This window comes from Maribacter corallii (assembly GCF_047345415.1).
Taxonomy (GTDB): Bacteria; Bacteroidota; Bacteroidia; order Flavobacteriales; family Flavobacteriaceae; genus Maribacter_C.
This window is the reverse complement of the sequence record NZ_JBLFEP010000004.1, coordinates 478,943-497,046: the sequence shown is the minus strand read 5'-3', so window position 1 is coordinate 497,046 and position 18,104 is coordinate 478,943. Positions and strand designations below refer to the sequence as shown.

The following is an 18,104-nucleotide window of genomic DNA, read 5'->3' as shown; positions in this document are numbered from 1 at the left end:
AAGAGAATGAAAAACGCTAATATGGTCACTACAACAAAAGTTCCAATGGGACAAAAAATTGCCTTTGGCATTGGAATGTTTGCCAACCAAATGTTCCCGGCCATACTTGGTATTTTCATGGTCGTTTTGGTACAAGACCTGGGGTTTCCCGGGTGGATGTGGGGAGTGCTATTTTTTTTACCACGAATATTTGATTGCTTCACAGACCCCGTAATGGGATTTATTTCAGACAATACGAAGTCGAAATGGGGTAGACGAAGACAGTATGTTTTCATTGGCGCACTTCTTATGGGAATTTCGTTTGTTATTATGTGGCAATTATATCGTGAAAACGGTTTAGACTATAATTTTACCTACTTTTTGCTGTGGTCATTTGTGTTCTATCTAGGGATTACCATTTTTGGCGTTCCTTATGTGGCTATGGGTTATGAAATGAGCAACGACTTTCACGAACGTACCGATATTATGGCCATTGCCCAATGGATTGGGCAATGGGCATGGGTAATCGCACCATGGTTTTGGGTTATTATGTACGATAACGGCTGGTTTGAATCAGCTGAAGTTGCGACAAGGGAGCTTTCCATTTGGGTAGGTCTGGGTTGTATGTTATTTGCGATGGTTCCTGCTATTTTCATAAAAAGCAAGTCAACGGTCAACGCCGATTATTCACCGTTGACCATGAAGAATATCGGCGGCAGTTTAAAGGAAATCGGCCAAGGGTTCAAAGAGGCGTTCCGGTCGAAACCTTTTCGACAATTATGCATTGCCACATTTTTGATTTATAATACATTTTATACCATAGCCAGTTTTTCGTTTTTTATTGTAGTGTACTATCTTTTTGGAGGCGATGCAGGAGCTGCTGGACTCTGGCCTACACTTTTTGGTAGCGTTGGGGCTTTGGCTACTACTTTTATAGTAATCCCGATAATTACCGGTATGTCAAAAAGAATGGGCAAAAAGAAGGCTTTTATCATATCTCAAGCCATTTCTATTGTCGGCTATATTATGCTTTGGTTTTTATTCATTCCTGGAAAGCCGTATATGTTTTTGTTCGCATTACCCTTCTTTTCTTTTGGTATCGGCAGCCTTTTTACCTTAATGATGTCTATGACGGCCGATGTAATCGACTTGGACGAACTTAATACAGGACAACGTAGAGAAGGGGTATTTGGAGCCATATATTGGTGGATGGTAAAATTTGGTTTTGCCATAGCAGGCGGATTGACCGGTGTCATTATGTCGATTGTTGGATTTAATCCCGATTTAGCGACACAACCGGAGGGAGCGGTTTTAGGGCTTAGGGTTTTTTACTCCGGGTTTCCGATTATCGGTACATTGATAGCCATTTATGTTATGCGAAACTATGATGTCACCGAGGAAAAAGCGAACGAAGTCAGTATGGAATTGGAAAAAAGAAAACTAGCCAACAGTTGATCATGTAGCGAATGGTCTTCGGTTTTGATCTGAGCTACTACAGCGATCACGATCAATGCGGAAGCCTATTTCTTACCAGCCCGTAGACGAAGGTTCCTAACATCGCCGCAGCGATTACGATAAGCATGCTAAAAACTCCCGTTCCTAAAAGGATATACATAGGGCCTGGGCAAGCACCGGCTAAGGCCCAACCGAACCCAAAGATGGTACCCCCTAAAATATAACGCGTAAAACTCTTCTCTTTGGGGGGCAACACAATAGGAGTTCCTGCAATACTATTGACCTTGAATTTTTTGAACATCCAGAGAAAGAGAATCCCCAGGAAAACAGCGGAGCCGATAATACCGTACATATGAAAGGACTGGAATTTGAACATTTCAAAAATGCGATACCATGAAACGGCCTCTGATTTGACCAGTACTATTCCAAAGAAAATGCCGACAAGTAAAAACTTTAGAAATTTCATGCGCTAAAGATTAAGGGTAAAACAAAATGAGTCATGATCAAACCGCCAATAAAGAAACCGATGACTGCAATGAGGGAGGGCAACTGTAAATTGCTAAGTCCGGTAATCGCATGGCCGGAAGTACACCCACCAGCGTAACGCGTACCGAACCCGACCAAGAAGCCGGCAATGACCAGAATCGAAAGTCCCTTTAAAGAAAAGACACTCTTCCATTCGTAGATTTCATTGGGCAATAAAGTTTTACCGACATTCTCAAAACCGAGGGTATTCAGGTCGGCAACCGTTTCGGGATTCAGGGCCAATACAGAACCATCCGATAAGAATTGAACCGCTATGAACCCACCGATTATAGCACCTAAAACTACGGTCAAATTCCATTTTTGAGCCTTCCAATCAAACCGAAAAAAAGAGGCAAACTTTCCTGCACCCCCTATACTGCATAAGGTCCGCAGGTTTGAAGACATACCAAAGGTTTTGCCGAAAAAGACCAGCAATGCCATGGTCAAGGCGATTAATGGTCCTGATACATACCAAGGCCATGGCTGTTGAATGATTTCCATTAGCTTTTGTTTTTGGCGAAAATACGTTGTTGAAGATCAAAAGAATGTGACCAAAGTTGCACAATCATTGTTTCACGTAGACAACACTTTGAATTCCTGGCAGATCTTCCCCAAGCGTTCTGGTAAGCTCCTCACCCACCAAAGAGTAGGGGGTTGTGGTGACATCGGCAAACAAGGTGACCAGGCCATTTTGAATATTCCAGTTGCTGTCGCTGTTTCTAGCTTCGCCGCAATCTATAAAAAATTGACCACCAGTTATGGAAGTTACCTCGATACCGGTGAGATTTAAACTATAAGTGCCATTTGACCGTAGGTTTAGTGCTCCTGAAATACAACTTAACTCATCGAGAAGATTGGTCGATGCCGTACCATCGCCATCAATATCTTGTGCTGGGTTTACGTTCAATTCAGTCAAGATATAGGTGCCTGACGCCATTGCTATCTCATTTTCGGTTACTGGGCCATCATCATCAGAACAAGAAAGCAGGGCCAGCGTACCAAAGACCAATAAGACAGCTGTTTTTGGGAAAAGTCTGATTTTCATTTTCATTAGAGCTATTTTTCCCTAAGATAATTGAAGTTTTTCAATGAGGCATAAATAGTGTTCAAATTATTTTTTGGTCATAGTTCAAGATTGAAATAAGACCTTGCATTGTGATAGCAAACATCTTGAATTAATTTCCCGATCCACTTGATATCGGTAGGCAACTCTCCGTTTTCGATTTCCTTGCCGAAAATATTGCAAAGAATTCTGCGGAAATATTCATGTCTAGGGAAGGAAAGCACACTTCTTGAGTCGGTCAACATCCCAACAAAGCAACTGAGTAATCCGATATTTGACAAGGCATTGATTTGATTGGTCATACCTTCTTTCTGATCTAAAAACCACCACCCGGAGCCGAATTGTATTTTTCCCTTGATCGAACCGTCGTTAAAGTTTCCTACCATACTTGCCATGACCTCATTGTCCCTTGGATTGAGATTGTAGATAATGGTTTTACATAGGGCGTTTTCGCTGTCGAGCCTATTCAAGAATTTGGATAGCCGTTCAGCCTGTAACCAATCGCCAATGGAATCCCAGCCCGTATTCGGACCGAGCGTTTCGTACATACGCGTATTGTTGTTTCGTAACGCTCCTAGATGAAATTGCTGTACCCAATCATATTCATGATACTTTTTTGATAAAAATAACAGAAGGGCGCACTTATATTGGCGAACCTCTTTTTGGGTAATGGTTCGACCTTCGATTTTCTTTTTGAAAATCGATTTAATTTCGGACTCTGTGGACGATTCCGAATATAAGTGCGGAAGACCATGATCGGAAATTCTGCAACCCCTTTCATGAAAGTATGTGATTCTGTTGGCCAAAGCATCACAAAGCTGGTCATAGGTGCTGATGTCCGCTCCGGTGACCTTCGATAATTGTTGTAAGTATGAATTAAATTGGGTACTGTCGATATGTATGGCATTGTCAGGCCTAAAGGCAGTGCTCACCTTTGTCTTGAAATTAGCGGTTGCGATTTTTCCATGATCCTCCAGTGTGTCGGTGGGATCCTCGGTAGTGCACAAATACGCCACGTTCATGTGGGTCAGCAGACTTCTATAACTATACTCAGGAGATTGTAGTTTTTGCCCAACTTCATCATAAATAGCAAGGGCATTGTCTGGTCGCAACACATCGGTGATTTGAAAATAACGTTGAAGTTCCAAATGGGTCCAGTGGTATAAGGGGTTGCGCATCGTGAAGGGTACGGCATACGCCCATTTGAGAAATTTCTCTTTATCCGATGCGCTACCGGTGATAAACTTTTCATCAATCCCTAGGGTTCTTAAAGCCCTCCATTTATAATGATCGCCATGTATCCAAGCCTGGGTAAGGTTTTGAAAAATGACATCATTGGCTATTTGGGAAGGAGACAGGTGATTGTGATAGTCAATGATAGGCATGGAATGTGCGTAGTCATGATACAGTTCCTTCGAATAGCGATTTTCCAATAAAAAGTCAGGGCCAATATAATGGGACATAAGTCTCTAGTAACTCTTTTTTAGTATAAAATATTTAAAGATGTCGGTCGAAATACCTAGCATAAAATTACCTAGGAACAAAATTTGCTAGGCCGCACTCAAGAGCGTTTCATGGGGCTATCGTCGCATTTGAGATCCCCAACAACATATTGTAACCCATCAAGAAAAAATTGAAGTAATTCTGGATTGTCCATGCTGTGGGCGTTATGTGATGGCGAGCTGTAAAAAACACGTCCTTTACCATGTTTTTTAATCCATGATACATAAACGACTTTTTCCTTTACTTCTTTTTTCAATCCCTCTAACTGGGCTACTTCCATGAAGAGCAAGGGCCTGAAATTATAGTCGAAATACGCATTTTTGAAAAAATAGGGTTCGTCAACATGAACCAGTCCTTTTCCCTTAAAAGCCCGTACCATAGGATGGTTTTTATCCACTTCCTTGACATGAATTTCCTGTTGCTTGGGATGATAATCAAAACTCCCTCCCGTCAGCTTGCTAAAGGCCATGGAATTGTTCTGAACGGTAATGGCGCCATGCAATATCATCAAGCCTCCTCCTTTGGCCACATAGGCCATCATATTGGCTTCATATACAGATGCCTTGTTCTTGATTTCGGCATCGGACAGTGAGGTGTTTTGTCGCAGTAAATCGGAAAAAAGATCACGATCAGGACCACTGGGATTGCAATTATTGAAAACGACCGCATCGTATTTTTTCAAATTCTTTTTTTCGAACTGTTCGATGTCATATTTGATATGTACTTCGAAGGCATTGGTTTTTTTGCCCAAGATTTTTAGCATTTCGGCATTATGTGGAATGGTCCAGTGGTCAAAACCCGTTGCCTTTGAGAAAACTAAAATCTTCTTTTTAGTGACATTCGGTACCGTAAGTTGGGTAGGGGCAAGGTTTTCAATTTTGGATTTCCATTCCTCCGTTATTTTGATTGCCTCTAGGCTTTGAGCGGATAGTTGAATACTACTGCAGGCGAGGAATAGTAATGTAATGAAGGTGTAAATTGGTTTCATGTATAGGGTTTAAATGGATTATGATGTAGATTCTCGCACAATCAGTTCGTGGCGCAAGACAATTGAATTTGTGGATTGTAAGTTGATGTTGCCATTCAGGTGGGCGATAATACTTTCTCCAGCAAGTACCCCCATTTTAAAGCCGGGATAATCGATAGTGGTCAAATTCGGACTGATGATTTCGGAAACTGGGTCGTTGTTGAACCCGATTACTTTGAGGTCTTCGGGAATTGCGAATCCCGACTTTTTCAACTCCTTGATAAGATTGGCGGCAAAATTGTCGCTAGAAACGAAAATACCGTCTATTTTTTTCTTTGATTTTTTAATATAGTCAAGGGCGTCGTCGACTTTTTTTGGATCTAAATCCGTTTCTAAAAGGTTGTCCATTGTAAATTTAATGCCATTACCCCCTAAAGCTGCCTTATACCCTTTAAAACGATTTTTATAGACCTTTCGGTTCAGATTTCCGCTTATGTGCAAGATATTTTGACAACCTTGTTCGATTAGATGTTCCGTCGCTTCGTAACCTGCAGCTCTATTGTCAATAACGATTGTTGGGCAATTGGGCAAATCAAACACCCGATCAAAAAATAGCAGTGGAATTTTTCTACTAGTGTATTTTTTGAAGTGTTCATAGTCGGCGGTTTCATAGGCTAGAGAGACCAATAGGGCATCGACTCCACTATTCAATAAGGTTTTTGCGTTGATTTTTTCCTTTTTTTCCGATTCTAAAGACTGACTGATAATCAAATTATAGCCTACTTTATTGGCTACTTGTTCGATTCCGGCGAGAACCGTAGACATAAAATAAGAGTTTAGTCTGGGCACGATTACGCCAATGGTATTCGATTTTTGCCTTCTCAGGTTTGCAGCAAATTTGTTGGTACGATACCCATGTTTATTAGCCGCGGAAAGTATTCTTTTTTTGGTGTCCTCGCTGATGGAAGGATGGTCGTTTAAACTTCTACTTACCGTAGCAGGGGATACCTTTAATAGTTCAGCAAGATCATAGATGGTTACTTTTTTCGTCATTCGCTAGCAATAGTTGTGGAGCAACAAACTTACGCAACAAAATTATATAATTGCGTGAAAATTCTAAATACTTGTTAAAAAAATAGCCATAAACGTAAGTATTGAAGGCTATTTTTAATAATACTAATGCAATAAATGCAATATTTTGATTAAATAATAATGCAATCGATTGCGTAAATGAATTTGATTCTATAGATTTGCTGAGCTTGAACCTTGTTCCCTAAATAAGAACACTATTTAATAACTCACCTAACTTAAAACCACATGTATGAAAAAATCAATCAATCAAACGAAACCTGCTAGGGGAAAAATAGCGATGGCGCTGTTCATGCTACTGTTTTCTTTTTACAGTTATGCGCAGACCGGGTTTACGATAACAGGAACCATTACCGATGAGGCGGGTATACCTTTGCCGGGCGCTTCAGTAGTGGAAAAAGGAACTACAAATGGGGCTTCTACCGATTTTGATGGTAATTATACCCTTGAAGTGGCGAATCAGAACGCCATAGTGCTCATATCTTATATTGGGTATGGCCAGCAAGAGATACCCGTCAATGGGCAAGCGCAGGTCAATGCCAGCTTGGAGCCCAGTGCTTCTACACTTGATGAGGTCGTATTAGTGGGATATGGATCATCAAAAAAGAAAGATTTGACCGGCGCTATTACGCAACTTGATGCAACAAAGGTGTCGAACCAATCTACCAATTCCGTAACAGATGTACTCCGTAGTAATGTGGCGGGCCTATCGGTGGGATTCTCCAATTCCCCAAGCGGTGTTAGTAATATCCAAATCCGGGGTAATAATAGTTTGGCGGCCGATTCTTCTCCGTTAATTGTGGTAGATGGTTTTATCTTTAATGGTAGTTTAGCGGATATCGCACCTCAAGATATTGCCAAGCTCGATGTTTTGAAAGATGCGAGTTCCGCTGCGGTATATGGAGCACGGGGAGCGAATGGCGTAATTATAGTCACTACCAAAAGAGGAACTTCCGACAAACCGACCATTACCATCAATTCCAGTGTTGGTGTGGCCGTCGATGGCTCTCAAGAAAGACCTTATTCGGCAGATGAGTTTGCGGCTTGGAGGGTCGATGTCTTTAAAAGTAGCCGTGGAAATCAGGCCAGGGAAAACCCTGGCATTTTCGATAACCCCAATAACCTACCAAACGGCCTCTCCCTTGATGATTGGCTGGCGTACGACGGGGGACAAGGAGATCCGCAAAGGGTCTGGCTAAACCGTATTGGTCTGCAAGATGTGGAAATCGGTAATTTTTTAGAAGGTAAGAGCATCGATTGGTATGATAGAATCAACCAAACAGGCTTTAGAAATGAATTCAATACAAGTATTTCTGGCAGAAATGGCGGGTTGAACTATTATTGGTCGATTGGCCGAACCGATAATGAGGGTATTACGGTCGGAGAGCAATTTGAAGCGGTTCGCTCGCGACTGAACCTCGATGCAAAGATTACCGATTGGCTTACGGTAGGTATGAATACCCAATTCGCAAATACCAACATCGACCCCACTGACGGAGATCGTAATCAATCGATACCCGCCGATCGTTTGCAAATTGAGCGCTCATCACCATTTGGTTCAGAATTCGATGATGAAGGGAATATACGGTTGAGTCCCCAAGATGATAATGGTGCCGGGGCGGTCAATGCGTTCTTGAGGAGAACTTTTTCCGAGAGGGTAACACAGAACAATGCATTTAACTCGCGTATCTATGCAAAAATAAAATTGCCCTTGGGGTTTTCATATGAATTAGGGTATGTAAACCGACTCGAGTTTCAAGAGTATTATGATATTTCCTTTGCGGCCAACCCGAACAACCAAGTAGGTTCTGCCGAAAGAGAAGCTCGAAAATTGTATGAATGGCAGCTGGATAACATTTTAAGATGGAACAAGACCATAGGCAAGCATGCCTTTGATTTTACTTTTTTAATCTATGCTGAAAAATTCAATAGTTATAGAACCAATGCGAAGGCCAATACTTTTGCTCCCAGTGACGCATTAGGTTTCAGTAGTTTGGAAAGGGGTACGGTTCAGACGGTAGAGAGCGAGGATATAACCAGTACAGGTGATGCCTACATGACGCGTTTGGGCTATAATTACGATTCAAAATATATATTTAACGCCACATTGCGTCGTGATGGATTCTCGGCTTTTGGTGCGAACAATAAAAGAGCGTACTTTCCTTCTGCTTCTGCAGCGTGGGTGATTTCGGAAGAGAATTTCTTCAAGTCCGAAAAAATCAACTTTTTGAAATTACGCTTAAGTTACGGTGAAAATGGTAACCGGAACATCGGTCGGTTTGCTTCTTTGTCAAGATTGGGTGCAGGTAACTTCTTGAATACCGATGCCAATGGACAAGTCATACAGGTTTCCACCTTCAACAACGAGTCATTGGAAAACAACGACTTGAGATGGGAACGAACGAGGGCGTTTAACGCAGGTCTTGATTTTAGCTTTCTCGATGGTAAGATCGAGGGGTCCTTCGAATACTACAATAGTTTAACTGATGATTTACTGGTAGAGCGATTACTGCCTAATGTAACCGGTTTTGAAAACGTATTTACCAATCTTGGAGAGGTGCAGAATAATGGTTTCGAATTTCAAGTAGCTACCCAAAACTATAATCGCGATAATTTTCAATGGAATACCAACTTCAATTTTTCGTTGAATCGAAATAAAATCAATAGCCTCTATGGGGATCTCGATGAAAATGGGAATGAACTCGATGATTTGACCGAACAGCTCTTTATCGGGGAGGCCACAGATGTAATCTGGGGCCGTGAAGCGGTAGGGATATGGCAGGTAGGGCAGGAGGCAGAGGCCGCTGCCTTTGGACAGGAACCCGGCGATTTCATCGTACGAGATGTGAACAATGATGGTGTTTTGGATATTGAAGACAATGTTTTCCAAGGCTATCGTACACCCCGCTTTAGATGGGGTATGTCAAACAGTTTTACCTTTTTTAAGAACATTGACTTCTCTTTCGAAATGTATTCGAATTGGGGACAAAAGCGCCGTTTTAATGAAGCTAAAAACAAAAATGGTTTTATCGATAGAACCAACTCGATCAAAACACCCTACTGGACTCCAGAGAATCCCATAAACAATTATTCAAGATTGTTCTCGGCAGATGGTCCGTCAACTTTTGATGTCTATCGTGATGCATCATTTATTCGTTTGAGTAATGTCACATTGGCCTATCGGTTTCCGACGGAATGGTTGGAAAAAATATCGATACGAAACGCCAGGCTGTATGTCAATGCACGTAATCTAGCGGTTTGGACCAAAGAATGGGATTTCTTTGATCCCGAGCCCTTAAATATTGAAGGTAGATCAAGAGGTGATGATCGCGAATTTGATATTGATATAACTCAACCTACGGTGCGTTTCTTTACGGTCGGATTAGATATAACTCTTTAAAAAAAATAGCAATGAAAAATTATATATACAAACAACAGAAAATAATATTTGGTTTGGTATGTGTTTTAGGGCTACTATTCACTTCCTGTGAAGAAGAGTTCTTAGATACGGAACCGCAATCCTTTTTTACACCGGGCAATGCACTGGACAATCCTGAAGGATTCAACAGCTTGCTCTCAAGCGCATTGGTTAATATTAGGGCAGAATATTATGGGGATGGTGCTCCAATGATTACCGAAAACATTTTTTCGGAGGTAGCTATCGAGGGAACCACGGATAAATCTGGACCTGCTCAGGATTTAAATGCTCAAATACTGCCGGATGCCAATCTCAATAGTTCCAATTTCAATAGAATTGGCTGGTTTTGGGAAAATTTTTATGAAAACATCAAATTTGCGAACACTGTCATAAATAGAATTGACGATGCTGAGTTCGATAGTGATACACAAAAGGCGGATATTTTAGGTCGCGCAATGTTTCATCGGGCCTATGCCTATTATCGCCTGACCCATCAATTTGGTGATGTGCCTTTGGTCTTGGAAGAAGTAAGTTCGCCTAAACTTGATTTTGCCTCCACGGAACGTGATGTCATCTTGAATTTTATCAAAGATGAGTTGGATTCGGCCGTGACCATGGTCAATGAAACTTCCAACGGTGGTGAAGTTAATCGCGGCGTAGTGCTGCATTTGTTGACCAAAGTAAATCTGGCGTTGGCCGATTTTCCAGCGGCGATTGCAAGTGCCAATCAACTGATCGATGGTAGTGGGTATGCACTTATGACCGGCAGATTTGGAAGTTCTGCTGGTGATGCGACCAAAGATGTCACCTGGGATTTACACCAAGTGGAAAATAAGAGCTTGCCTGCCAACACCGAGACTATTTTGGCAGGTGTGGACCGACTTGAGTTTCGCGATGTAGGTGCAGCTGGTAATGGTACCAGTATTATGCGACAGGCAACACCCTTATGGTGGCGCTTTATCAACACCCCCGATGGTCAAAATGGCATGTCGGATGACCCCGCCATTGAAATCCCTCAAGTTCTGGAAATAGGAAGAGGAATTGGTCGAAATAGGGGCACGGCCTATAGTACCAAAGAGATTTGGGAAAATTCAAATAATGATGAACGTCATAAGTTAGGGAACTGGATTGATATGGAAGATTTGGTATACAATGCACCAAGTTTACAAGAAGCGGGTAATTCTTTTTATAACCAGAACTTACAGCTCTATTTGCCAGATGGCACCCCTTTGTGTAGTGATACGATTCGTAACTGGTATGGTTTTCCGCGCTATAAACTATTTGTAGCCGACCCTACAGCGGTCAAACCTTCGGGTGGTCATGGAGATTGGTATATTTACCGTTTGGCAGAGACCTATTTGCTCAGGGCCGAAGCACATTTTTGGAATGGGGATAATGCATCCGCGGCCGTGGATATCAATGCGATTCGTACAAGGGCCCAGGCAGATCCCATTACCCCTGCCGAAGTTAATATGGACTATATATTGGATGAGCGCGCCAGGGAATTGTACTACGAAGAAAATAGAAATACTGAACTGACCCGAATCGCTTATATTTTTGCCAAAACAGGTAGGTCTGCCTACAACGGAAAGACCTATTCCCTTGGCAACTTTTCTACCGAGAATTTTTGGTACGATCGGATCATCGAGGTGACGGATTTTTACAATAAGCCTGATGTGATTACGGTGTTCGGGGTACGTTTTACCATGAGTCCGTTTCACGTACTATGGCCCGTTCCAGCACCAGCGATTAACGCAAATACTCAAGGTAGGATCAATCAAAATGAAGGATATCCGGGAGCCGAGGACAACGTGGCGCCACTAACCGCGATACCCGTACCAGAATCGTAAAAAAAAAAGTTGAGTTAGTTTTTTTAAGTTGAATTCCGTTGTCCAAACCTGATTTATGAGAAGTGTATTTCTTTTATGCCTGTTGCTGTTAATCGCGTCATGTGAACAAAAAGAAAAACATTTGATCAAGATACAGGAGGGCAGCGGAATTTTAATTAGTAGCCCTGTTTTCATTGATGTTTCCCAACTGGAAATGGAAACATTTAAGCTGACGAACAAAGGCGAACCTATCGCTTTTGAATACGATTCGATCACGCGTCAAATTTGGTTCGTGCACCAAGTGGACCGATCCTTGGAATACACGCTTGAAGAAGCGGATAATACCTTGAAAGATAGCCCGCGTTTGACAGCGAGAAAAAATGATGGCAACATTGAACTTGCAATAGACAATAACGCGGTGGCCCAGTACAGGTATGGTATGAACTATCCTGACATAGAGGCAATATTCGAGAAAGAAGGAGTGCCTATTCCTGAAAGAGAAGTACCTCTAGATTCGATTTTCAGAAAGTCCGGCTATCTCCATCCGATAATGACTCCAAAGGGTGATACCCTTACTAGAATAAATCCAATAGACCATCTACACCATTACGGCCTTTGGGGGCCATGGACCCATACGCGGATCGATACGACACGTGTCGATTTCTGGAACCTAGGTGAGGGTATGGGAACCGTACTCTTCAAGGAGTTTCAGACTACAACTTCTGGAAATGCGTTTACAGGCTTTGTTGCCTCACAAGAGCATTTGGATTACAAAACCAAGAAAGAACCACAAGTGGCGCTAAATGAAGATTTGGAAGTGCGCTTATGGAACCTAGGTGATTCCAAGCGTTACATGTTGGATTATAAGAGTAGTTTCTCTTCTCCACTACAGCATGGAATTTTGTTTGAAGCGTACCGATATGGTGGCGGAATAGGGCTGCGCTTTGACGAACGTTGGAAAGCGGATAATTGCTCCGTTTTGACATCAGAAGGTCATGACCGATTATCAGCTGATGGAACAAAAGCACGCTGGTGTATCGTAAGTGGGGAATCTTCCGATGGCCTAAGTACTAGCGGAATTTTGTTTATGAGCCATCCCGAAAATAGAATGCATCCTGAACCGATGCGGATTTGGCCTATAGATGCAAACGGGGGTAGGGGAGACATGTTTTTTGAATTCTGTCCCATACGATATGACGAGTGGAAAATAGAACCGAATATGCAGTACGGCTTGAACTACAGAATGGTTATTTTCGACGGAGAACTAAGTGCGCAAGAGGCCGAAGCGTATTGGCAATCTTTTGCATCCCAAAAAGGAATAATAATAAATTCAGATTAAAACGACTGACTCTACTTGATTTTTTATATTTTACCGTCCGTTAACGTAAACGGAGAAAAATTGAAGGAGAGCCGCCATTGATTTTCAAACAGTATAAAACCAAAATTTATGAAACGAAGGAATTTTATCAATAAAACGGCTTTGGGCACGGCAGCGGCCGTCGGATTTCCAAGTATAGTACCAGCTAGTGTACTGGGCAAAGATGCCCCAAGTAATAAGATCAACATCGGCCAAATCGGTTGTGGGCGTATTGCCGTATCACATGATATGCATGATACCCTGAAGTTCGATCAGGCCAGAATAATGGCCGTCTGTGATGTAGATTCCATACGGGTTGATAAGGCGAAGGCCTTTGTTGATAAGGCCTATCAAGAAAAGACGGGCAAGAAAAAGTATATGGATACCAAGACCTATGGTGATTATCGCGAAATGCTTTTGAATAAAGATATTGATGCGGTAATGATCAGTACGCCTGACCATTGGCATTCACAACCTGCTATGGAAGCTGCTTTGGCTGGTAAGGACATCTATCTTCAAAAACCTACTTCGTTGACCGTTAAAGAAGGACAGCAGTTACAAGCAGCAGTTCAAAAAAAGAACGTGATTTTGCAGGTAGGTACCCAACAACGGGCCATGCCTCAATTTCGGGTAGCGGCAGAGTTGGTTAGAAATGGAAGAATCGGAAAGGTACACACCGTCAAAATAGGGTTGCCAGGTGACCCGGGAGGTCCGGCCGTCACTGAAATGCCTGTTCCCAAAAACTTGAATTATGAAATGTGGTTGGGGTCGACCCCTGAATTGCCCTATAATGAAATAGGGGTGCACCCGCAAAACGATTATAGTCGTCCGGGTTGGTTGCGCCACCGAAATTATGGTGCGGGTATGATAACAGGGTGGGGCCAGCACCATTATGATTCAGCGGCTTGGGGAATGAATACCGAATTGACGGGTCCGATTTCAGTCGAAGCCTTGTCCGAGTTTCCCAAATCAGGATTTTGGAACGTTCACGGTGATTTCTTAGTGAAACACGAGTATGAAAATGGAATGACTGTATATACCAGTGGTGGGTATACGAACGGAATTAAATATATCGGTGATGACGGATGGATATTCGTTTCACGCGGTGCCTATCAAGCTTCCGCTTCCGATCCCGTAGATAAAGAGAAGAGTGCCAAGGCACTAAATGCCTCGGATCCGAACATACTTTCTTCCGTTATTGGAGCAAATGAAATCCATCTCGAAAAAATCGAGGATCAACATGGAAACTGGTTAGATTGTATCAAATCACGAGAACAACCGATTTCCCCTATTGAAAAAGGACATAAAGCCTGCGCCATCTGTTTGATCAGTGATATTGCGATGCAATTTGATAGAAAACTCGATTGGAATCCTGAAACCGAAACCTTTGTCAATGATGACGAGGCTAATGCGCTGTTAAACCGGGCGCAACGTAAGCCTTATGGTACCGACTATGTGAAAATGTAATGCCAATACCAAATACGGGTTATAGTTGGTTTAGGCCAGTTCTTTATTTAAATTCAATGAAATACACCTTAGTAATTTTACTTGTTGCTCTCGGCTTTTCCTGTGGGGAAAAAAAGTCCGAAAAGCAGAATACGATGATGCCAACCATGGATAATGTAAAACTGATGACTTTGGATCCAGGGCATTTTCATGCGGCCCTTGTGCACAAGACGATGTATCCACAGGTCGATTCTACCATTTTTGTGTTCGCTCCTGATGGTCCTGAGGTTCAAGATTTCCTCATCAAAATCGACCAGTACAATTCGAGAGTTGAATCCCCGACGGACTGGCAGGTAAACCCCGAACTTGGTGATGACTACCTGCAGCAAATGCTTTCGAAGCAGCCAGGAAATGTGATGATCGTGGCCGGCAAGAATTCCAAGAAAATAGACTATATCCTCGAAGCAGTTAAAGCAGGTTTGAATGTATACGCTGATAAGCCATTGGTAATCAATCCGGAAGGTTTTGAAAAATTGCAGGAAGCTTTTCGCGTGGCCGATGAGAAAAATGTGCTGATATATGATATCATGACCGAACGCTTTGAATCGACCACCATGATGCAAAAGCAGTTCTCCATGCTCCCTGAGGTTTTTGGTGAGTTGGTTGATGGCACTCCCGACAATCCTGCAATAAGCAAGGAAAGTGTACATCACTTCTTTAAATATGTTTCTGGAAACCCGCTGGTAAGACCCCCTTGGTTTTTTGACGTAAACGAAGAAGGTGAGGGCATTGTAGATGTCACTACCCATTTGGTCGATTTGGTGCAATGGGAAGCTTTTCCAGAGCAGGTCATTGATTCATCGGAGGTGCGAATGGTGAAGGCGAAACGTTGGCCGACCGTCTTGACGAAAGAAGAGTTCTCCAAGGTGACCAAACTTGGCGATTATCCCGAGTATTTGATAAAAGATGTGGTCGACGATCAACTACATACCTATTCCAATGGTGAAATGATCTATTCCATAAAAGGGAAGTACGCAAAGGTCTCCGTCATATGGAATTATCAAGCGCCAGAGGGTACGGGCGATACGCATTATAGTATTATGCGGGGTACAAAGTGTGACTTAATTATCAAGCAAGGGAAAGAAGAGGCGTATAAGCCGGTGCTTTACATTCAGCCCACCCGGAAAGAACCGTTTGAAGCGTCTTTGAACAAAGCTGTGGCGGGTGAAATTCAAACGTTGTTTCCTGGCACTACTGCCGAAAAAATGTCGAGTGGTATTTGGAAAATCAATATTCCTGATACCTTTAAGATCGGGCACGAAGCGCATTTTGCCCAAGTCACTAAAAATTACTTGAGATATTTAAAAGAAGGGAAGCTTCCCGATTGGGAAGTACCGAATATGATGACCAAATATTATACTACCACAGCGGCCTATAAAATGGCAAAAAAAAAGTAAATGAGTGAACTACTATCTTTAAAGGATAATTATTATGCCCTTTCGGGCGGAACCGGTACCTTGGGAGGTTCCATAGCGGAATACCTAGTGAAAAATGATGCGAAAGTAATCTTGTTAGGCAGGTCCGTTGATAAGTTAAAGGCCAAGCAGAAAGAACTGAATAGGATAGCCCCCGATAGTGCCTATTTTTTTGTGGTGGATGTCATGGACGAGGCCGCGTTGATAAAGGTAAGGGAAGCCATACAAAACGATTTCGGTCGTTTGGACGGACTCGTCAACCTAGCGGGAGGTAACATTCCTGGAGCGACACTGAAACCGGACCAAACCATTCATGACATTGCGGTAGAAGATACCAGAAAGGTAGTAGATATCAACCTTTTTGGAACAGTGGTACCTACCATTGTTTTGAGTGAGTTGATGGTGAGGCAGGGTCATGGAACTATAGTCAATATATCTTCTATGGCGGCGAAGCAGACCATTTCCAGGGTTTTGGGGTATTCTATGGCCAAGGCCGGAGTAGATATATTTACCAAATGGATGGCCAATGAACTCGCTTCGAAACATGGAGATAAAATTCGAGTGAATGCCGTGGCCCCGGGATTTTTCATCGGGAATCAAAACCGGCGTCTGCTAACCAACGAAGATGGTTCTTTTACGGAAAGGGGAAAGAGTATTATTGTGAATACCCCCATGGGGCGTTTTGGAAATGCTTCCGAATTGAACGGAACGGTGCATTATCTCTTAAGCGACGCTTCGAGTTTTGTTACGGGTAGTATTTTTGATGTAGACGGTGGGTTTAGTTCATTTTCAGGAGTTTAGTATGGAGTATTTAAAAAAAACATTTCGATGGTTCGGTCCCTCTTTCGGGGTGACCCTTGATGATATTAAACAGATTGGGGTCGAGGGTATTGTAGCGGCCTGCCAAGAAGTTCCGTTAGGGGAAGTGTGGCCCGTAGCGACCATAGCGGCCTTAAAAAAGGAAATCGAATCTCACGGATTGGAGTGGTCGGTGGTAGAAAGTGTGAATATCCACACTTCCATAAAGTATGGGCATCCCGATAGGGATGGCTACATCGCCAATTATATTCAGACCCTGAAGAATCTCGCCGAAAATGACATACATACCGTATGCTACAATTTTATGCAACTCATTGATTGGACACGGACCGATTTGGACTATATGCTTCCTACCGGAGGTTCAGCATTGCGCTATAGTCCCATTGCCGCTGCCGCATTCGATTTGTTTATCCTTAAGCGCGAAAATGCGAAAGAAACCTATGAGGAAAGCATTTACCTTGAGGCGGAAAATTATTTCGAAAACCTATCCGCAGCGGAACGGAAAAAGCTGGAGCAATCGATTTTGGCCGGAATGCCGGGTTCACGAAAACTAATTGCCTTAGAGCAGTTTAAGAAGAACCATGAAACCGTTCTGCAGATCAGTAAGGAAAAACTTCAGGAAAACCTGTCCTATTTTTTGAATGCGATTATTCCCGAAGCGGAAAAGATAGGTGTGAAAATGGCGATTCATCCTGATGACCCACCTTTTTCCGTCTTTGGTGTACCAAGAATCGTATCGAACTACGATGATTTGAAGTTTTTATTGAACTGTTGCCCTTCGCCAAGCAATGGCTTGACCTTCTGTTCAGGTTCTTTAGGAGCATCCGAGGAGAACGATCTGGTGAAGATCATTTCGGATTTCGGAAATCGAATTCATTTTATTCACTTGAGAAATGTGGCCAGAAGTCCGGATGGAAGTTTTTATGAAGCGGAACATTTAAATGGCTCCGTTCCTATAGACCAAGTGATGAAAGCTATTGTGTTGGAGCAAAAGCGACGTCATGAGAAGGGTAGCGAAGAGGTTATGATTCCCATGCGTCCCGACCACGGTCATGTATTGTTGGACGACAAAAAAAGGCAAGCCGATTTTTATTCCGGGTATTCCTTGATAGGCCGGGCGATGGGCTTGGCACAGTTGTCGGGATTGGAAAGAGGAATTCGTGAAAGCTTGATATAACA

14 protein-coding genes are annotated in these 18,104 nt (G+C 42.7%); 8 read left to right on the top strand and 6 right to left on the bottom strand.

Annotated features, from left to right (window positions below):
• Positions 1 to 6: 6 nt before the first annotated feature.
• On the top strand, positions 7 to 1,434 hold the full coding sequence (locus ACKWCA_RS16460; RefSeq protein ID WP_413979304.1) for an MFS transporter: 1,428 nt from the start codon (positions 7 to 9) through the stop codon (positions 1,432 to 1,434).
• A gap of 52 nt (positions 1,435 to 1,486) precedes the next feature.
• On the opposite strand, the gene ACKWCA_RS16455 is transcribed toward ACKWCA_RS16460, so the two are convergent.
• The 6 genes from ACKWCA_RS16455 to ACKWCA_RS16430 form a co-directional block, all read right to left on the bottom strand.
• The gene (locus ACKWCA_RS16455; protein WP_413979303.1) at positions 1,487 to 1,900 is read right to left on the bottom strand and encodes a DUF6691 family protein; all 414 of its coding nucleotides are present in this window, start codon (positions 1,898 to 1,900) and stop codon (positions 1,487 to 1,489) included.
• The gene (locus tag ACKWCA_RS16450) at positions 1,897 to 2,460 is read right to left on the bottom strand and encodes a YeeE/YedE family protein (RefSeq protein ID WP_413979302.1); all 564 of its coding nucleotides are present in this window, start codon (positions 2,458 to 2,460) and stop codon (positions 1,897 to 1,899) included. Before ACKWCA_RS16450 ends, ACKWCA_RS16455 begins: the two co-directional genes overlap by 4 nt.
• 64 nt (positions 2,461 to 2,524) lie before the next feature.
• A complete protein-coding gene (locus ACKWCA_RS16445) occupies positions 2,525 to 3,004 on the bottom strand; it encodes a hypothetical protein (RefSeq protein ID WP_413979301.1) in 480 nt (159 codons plus the stop codon).
• A 77-nt stretch (positions 3,005 to 3,081) separates the two neighbouring features.
• A complete protein-coding gene (gene uxaC / locus ACKWCA_RS16440; protein WP_413979300.1) occupies positions 3,082 to 4,485 on the bottom strand; it encodes a glucuronate isomerase in 1,404 nt (467 codons plus the stop codon).
• A gap of 98 nt (positions 4,486 to 4,583) precedes the next feature.
• Positions 4,584 to 5,513, bottom strand: coding sequence for a ThuA domain-containing protein (locus ACKWCA_RS16435; RefSeq protein WP_413979299.1), 930 nt, complete (start codon positions 5,511 to 5,513; stop codon positions 4,584 to 4,586).
• An 18-nt stretch (positions 5,514 to 5,531) separates the two neighbouring features.
• A complete protein-coding gene (locus ACKWCA_RS16430; RefSeq protein ID WP_413979298.1) occupies positions 5,532 to 6,545 on the bottom strand; it encodes a LacI family DNA-binding transcriptional regulator in 1,014 nt (337 codons plus the stop codon).
• Positions 6,546 to 6,813: 268 nt separating this feature from the next.
• Here ACKWCA_RS16430 and ACKWCA_RS16425 point away from each other — a divergent pair, with 268 nt between their 5' ends.
• The 7 genes from ACKWCA_RS16425 to uxuA all read left to right on the top strand — a co-directional run bounded on the left by ACKWCA_RS16425 (position 6,814) and on the right by uxuA (position 18,102).
• The gene (locus tag ACKWCA_RS16425; RefSeq protein WP_413979297.1) at positions 6,814 to 9,981 is read left to right on the top strand and encodes a SusC/RagA family TonB-linked outer membrane protein; all 3,168 of its coding nucleotides are present in this window, start codon (positions 6,814 to 6,816) and stop codon (positions 9,979 to 9,981) included.
• An 11-nt stretch (positions 9,982 to 9,992) separates the two neighbouring features.
• Positions 9,993 to 11,849, top strand: coding sequence for a RagB/SusD family nutrient uptake outer membrane protein (locus ACKWCA_RS16420; RefSeq protein ID WP_413979296.1), 1,857 nt, complete (start codon positions 9,993 to 9,995; stop codon positions 11,847 to 11,849).
• 55 nt (positions 11,850 to 11,904) lie between these two features.
• Positions 11,905 to 13,167, top strand: coding sequence for a DUF6807 domain-containing protein (locus ACKWCA_RS16415; RefSeq protein ID WP_413979295.1), 1,263 nt, complete (start codon positions 11,905 to 11,907; stop codon positions 13,165 to 13,167).
• 108 nt (positions 13,168 to 13,275) lie between these two features.
• A complete protein-coding gene (locus ACKWCA_RS16410; protein WP_413979294.1) occupies positions 13,276 to 14,652 on the top strand; it encodes a Gfo/Idh/MocA family protein in 1,377 nt (458 codons plus the stop codon).
• A 56-nt stretch (positions 14,653 to 14,708) separates the two neighbouring features.
• Positions 14,709 to 16,088 carry a putative oxidoreductase C-terminal domain-containing protein gene (locus ACKWCA_RS16405; protein ID WP_413979293.1) on the top strand — a complete coding sequence of 460 codons (1,380 nt, stop codon included), beginning with the start codon at positions 14,709 to 14,711 and terminating at the stop codon, positions 16,086 to 16,088.
• Complete coding sequence (locus ACKWCA_RS16400) at positions 16,089 to 16,907, top strand: SDR family oxidoreductase (protein ID WP_413979292.1); 819 nt, start codon at positions 16,089 to 16,091, stop codon at positions 16,905 to 16,907. It abuts the gene before it with no gap.
• A gap of 1 nt (position 16,908) precedes the next feature.
• Positions 16,909 to 18,102, top strand: coding sequence for a mannonate dehydratase (gene uxuA, locus ACKWCA_RS16395; RefSeq protein ID WP_413979291.1), 1,194 nt, complete (start codon positions 16,909 to 16,911; stop codon positions 18,100 to 18,102).
• The last annotated feature ends 2 nt before the right edge of the window (positions 18,103 to 18,104 follow it).

Excerpts from the sequence above, each read along its gene's own strand:
- ACKWCA_RS16460 (WP_413979304.1), top strand. The coding sequence starts at position 7 with ATGAAAAACGCTAATATGGTCACTACAACAAAAGTTCCAATGGGACAA.
- ACKWCA_RS16455 (WP_413979303.1), bottom strand. The coding sequence starts at position 1,900 with ATGAAATTTCTAAAGTTTTTACTTGTCGGCATTTTCTTTGGAATAGTA.
- ACKWCA_RS16450 (WP_413979302.1), bottom strand. The coding sequence starts at position 2,460 with ATGGAAATCATTCAACAGCCATGGCCTTGGTATGTATCAGGACCATTA.
- ACKWCA_RS16445 (WP_413979301.1), bottom strand. The coding sequence starts at position 3,004 with ATGAAAATCAGACTTTTCCCAAAAACAGCTGTCTTATTGGTCTTTGGT.
- uxaC (WP_413979300.1), bottom strand. The coding sequence starts at position 4,485 with ATGTCCCATTATATTGGCCCTGACTTTTTATTGGAAAATCGCTATTCG.
- ACKWCA_RS16435 (WP_413979299.1), bottom strand. The coding sequence starts at position 5,513 with ATGAAACCAATTTACACCTTCATTACATTACTATTCCTCGCCTGCAGT.
- ACKWCA_RS16430 (WP_413979298.1), bottom strand. The coding sequence starts at position 6,545 with ATGACGAAAAAAGTAACCATCTATGATCTTGCTGAACTATTAAAGGTA.
- ACKWCA_RS16425 (WP_413979297.1), top strand. The coding sequence starts at position 6,814 with ATGAAAAAATCAATCAATCAAACGAAACCTGCTAGGGGAAAAATAGCG.
- ACKWCA_RS16420 (WP_413979296.1), top strand. The coding sequence starts at position 9,993 with ATGAAAAATTATATATACAAACAACAGAAAATAATATTTGGTTTGGTA.
- ACKWCA_RS16415 (WP_413979295.1), top strand. The coding sequence starts at position 11,905 with ATGAGAAGTGTATTTCTTTTATGCCTGTTGCTGTTAATCGCGTCATGT.
- ACKWCA_RS16410 (WP_413979294.1), top strand. The coding sequence starts at position 13,276 with ATGAAACGAAGGAATTTTATCAATAAAACGGCTTTGGGCACGGCAGCG.
- ACKWCA_RS16405 (WP_413979293.1), top strand. The coding sequence starts at position 14,709 with ATGAAATACACCTTAGTAATTTTACTTGTTGCTCTCGGCTTTTCCTGT.
- ACKWCA_RS16400 (WP_413979292.1), top strand. The coding sequence starts at position 16,089 with ATGAGTGAACTACTATCTTTAAAGGATAATTATTATGCCCTTTCGGGC.
- uxuA (WP_413979291.1), top strand. The coding sequence starts at position 16,909 with ATGGAGTATTTAAAAAAAACATTTCGATGGTTCGGTCCCTCTTTCGGG.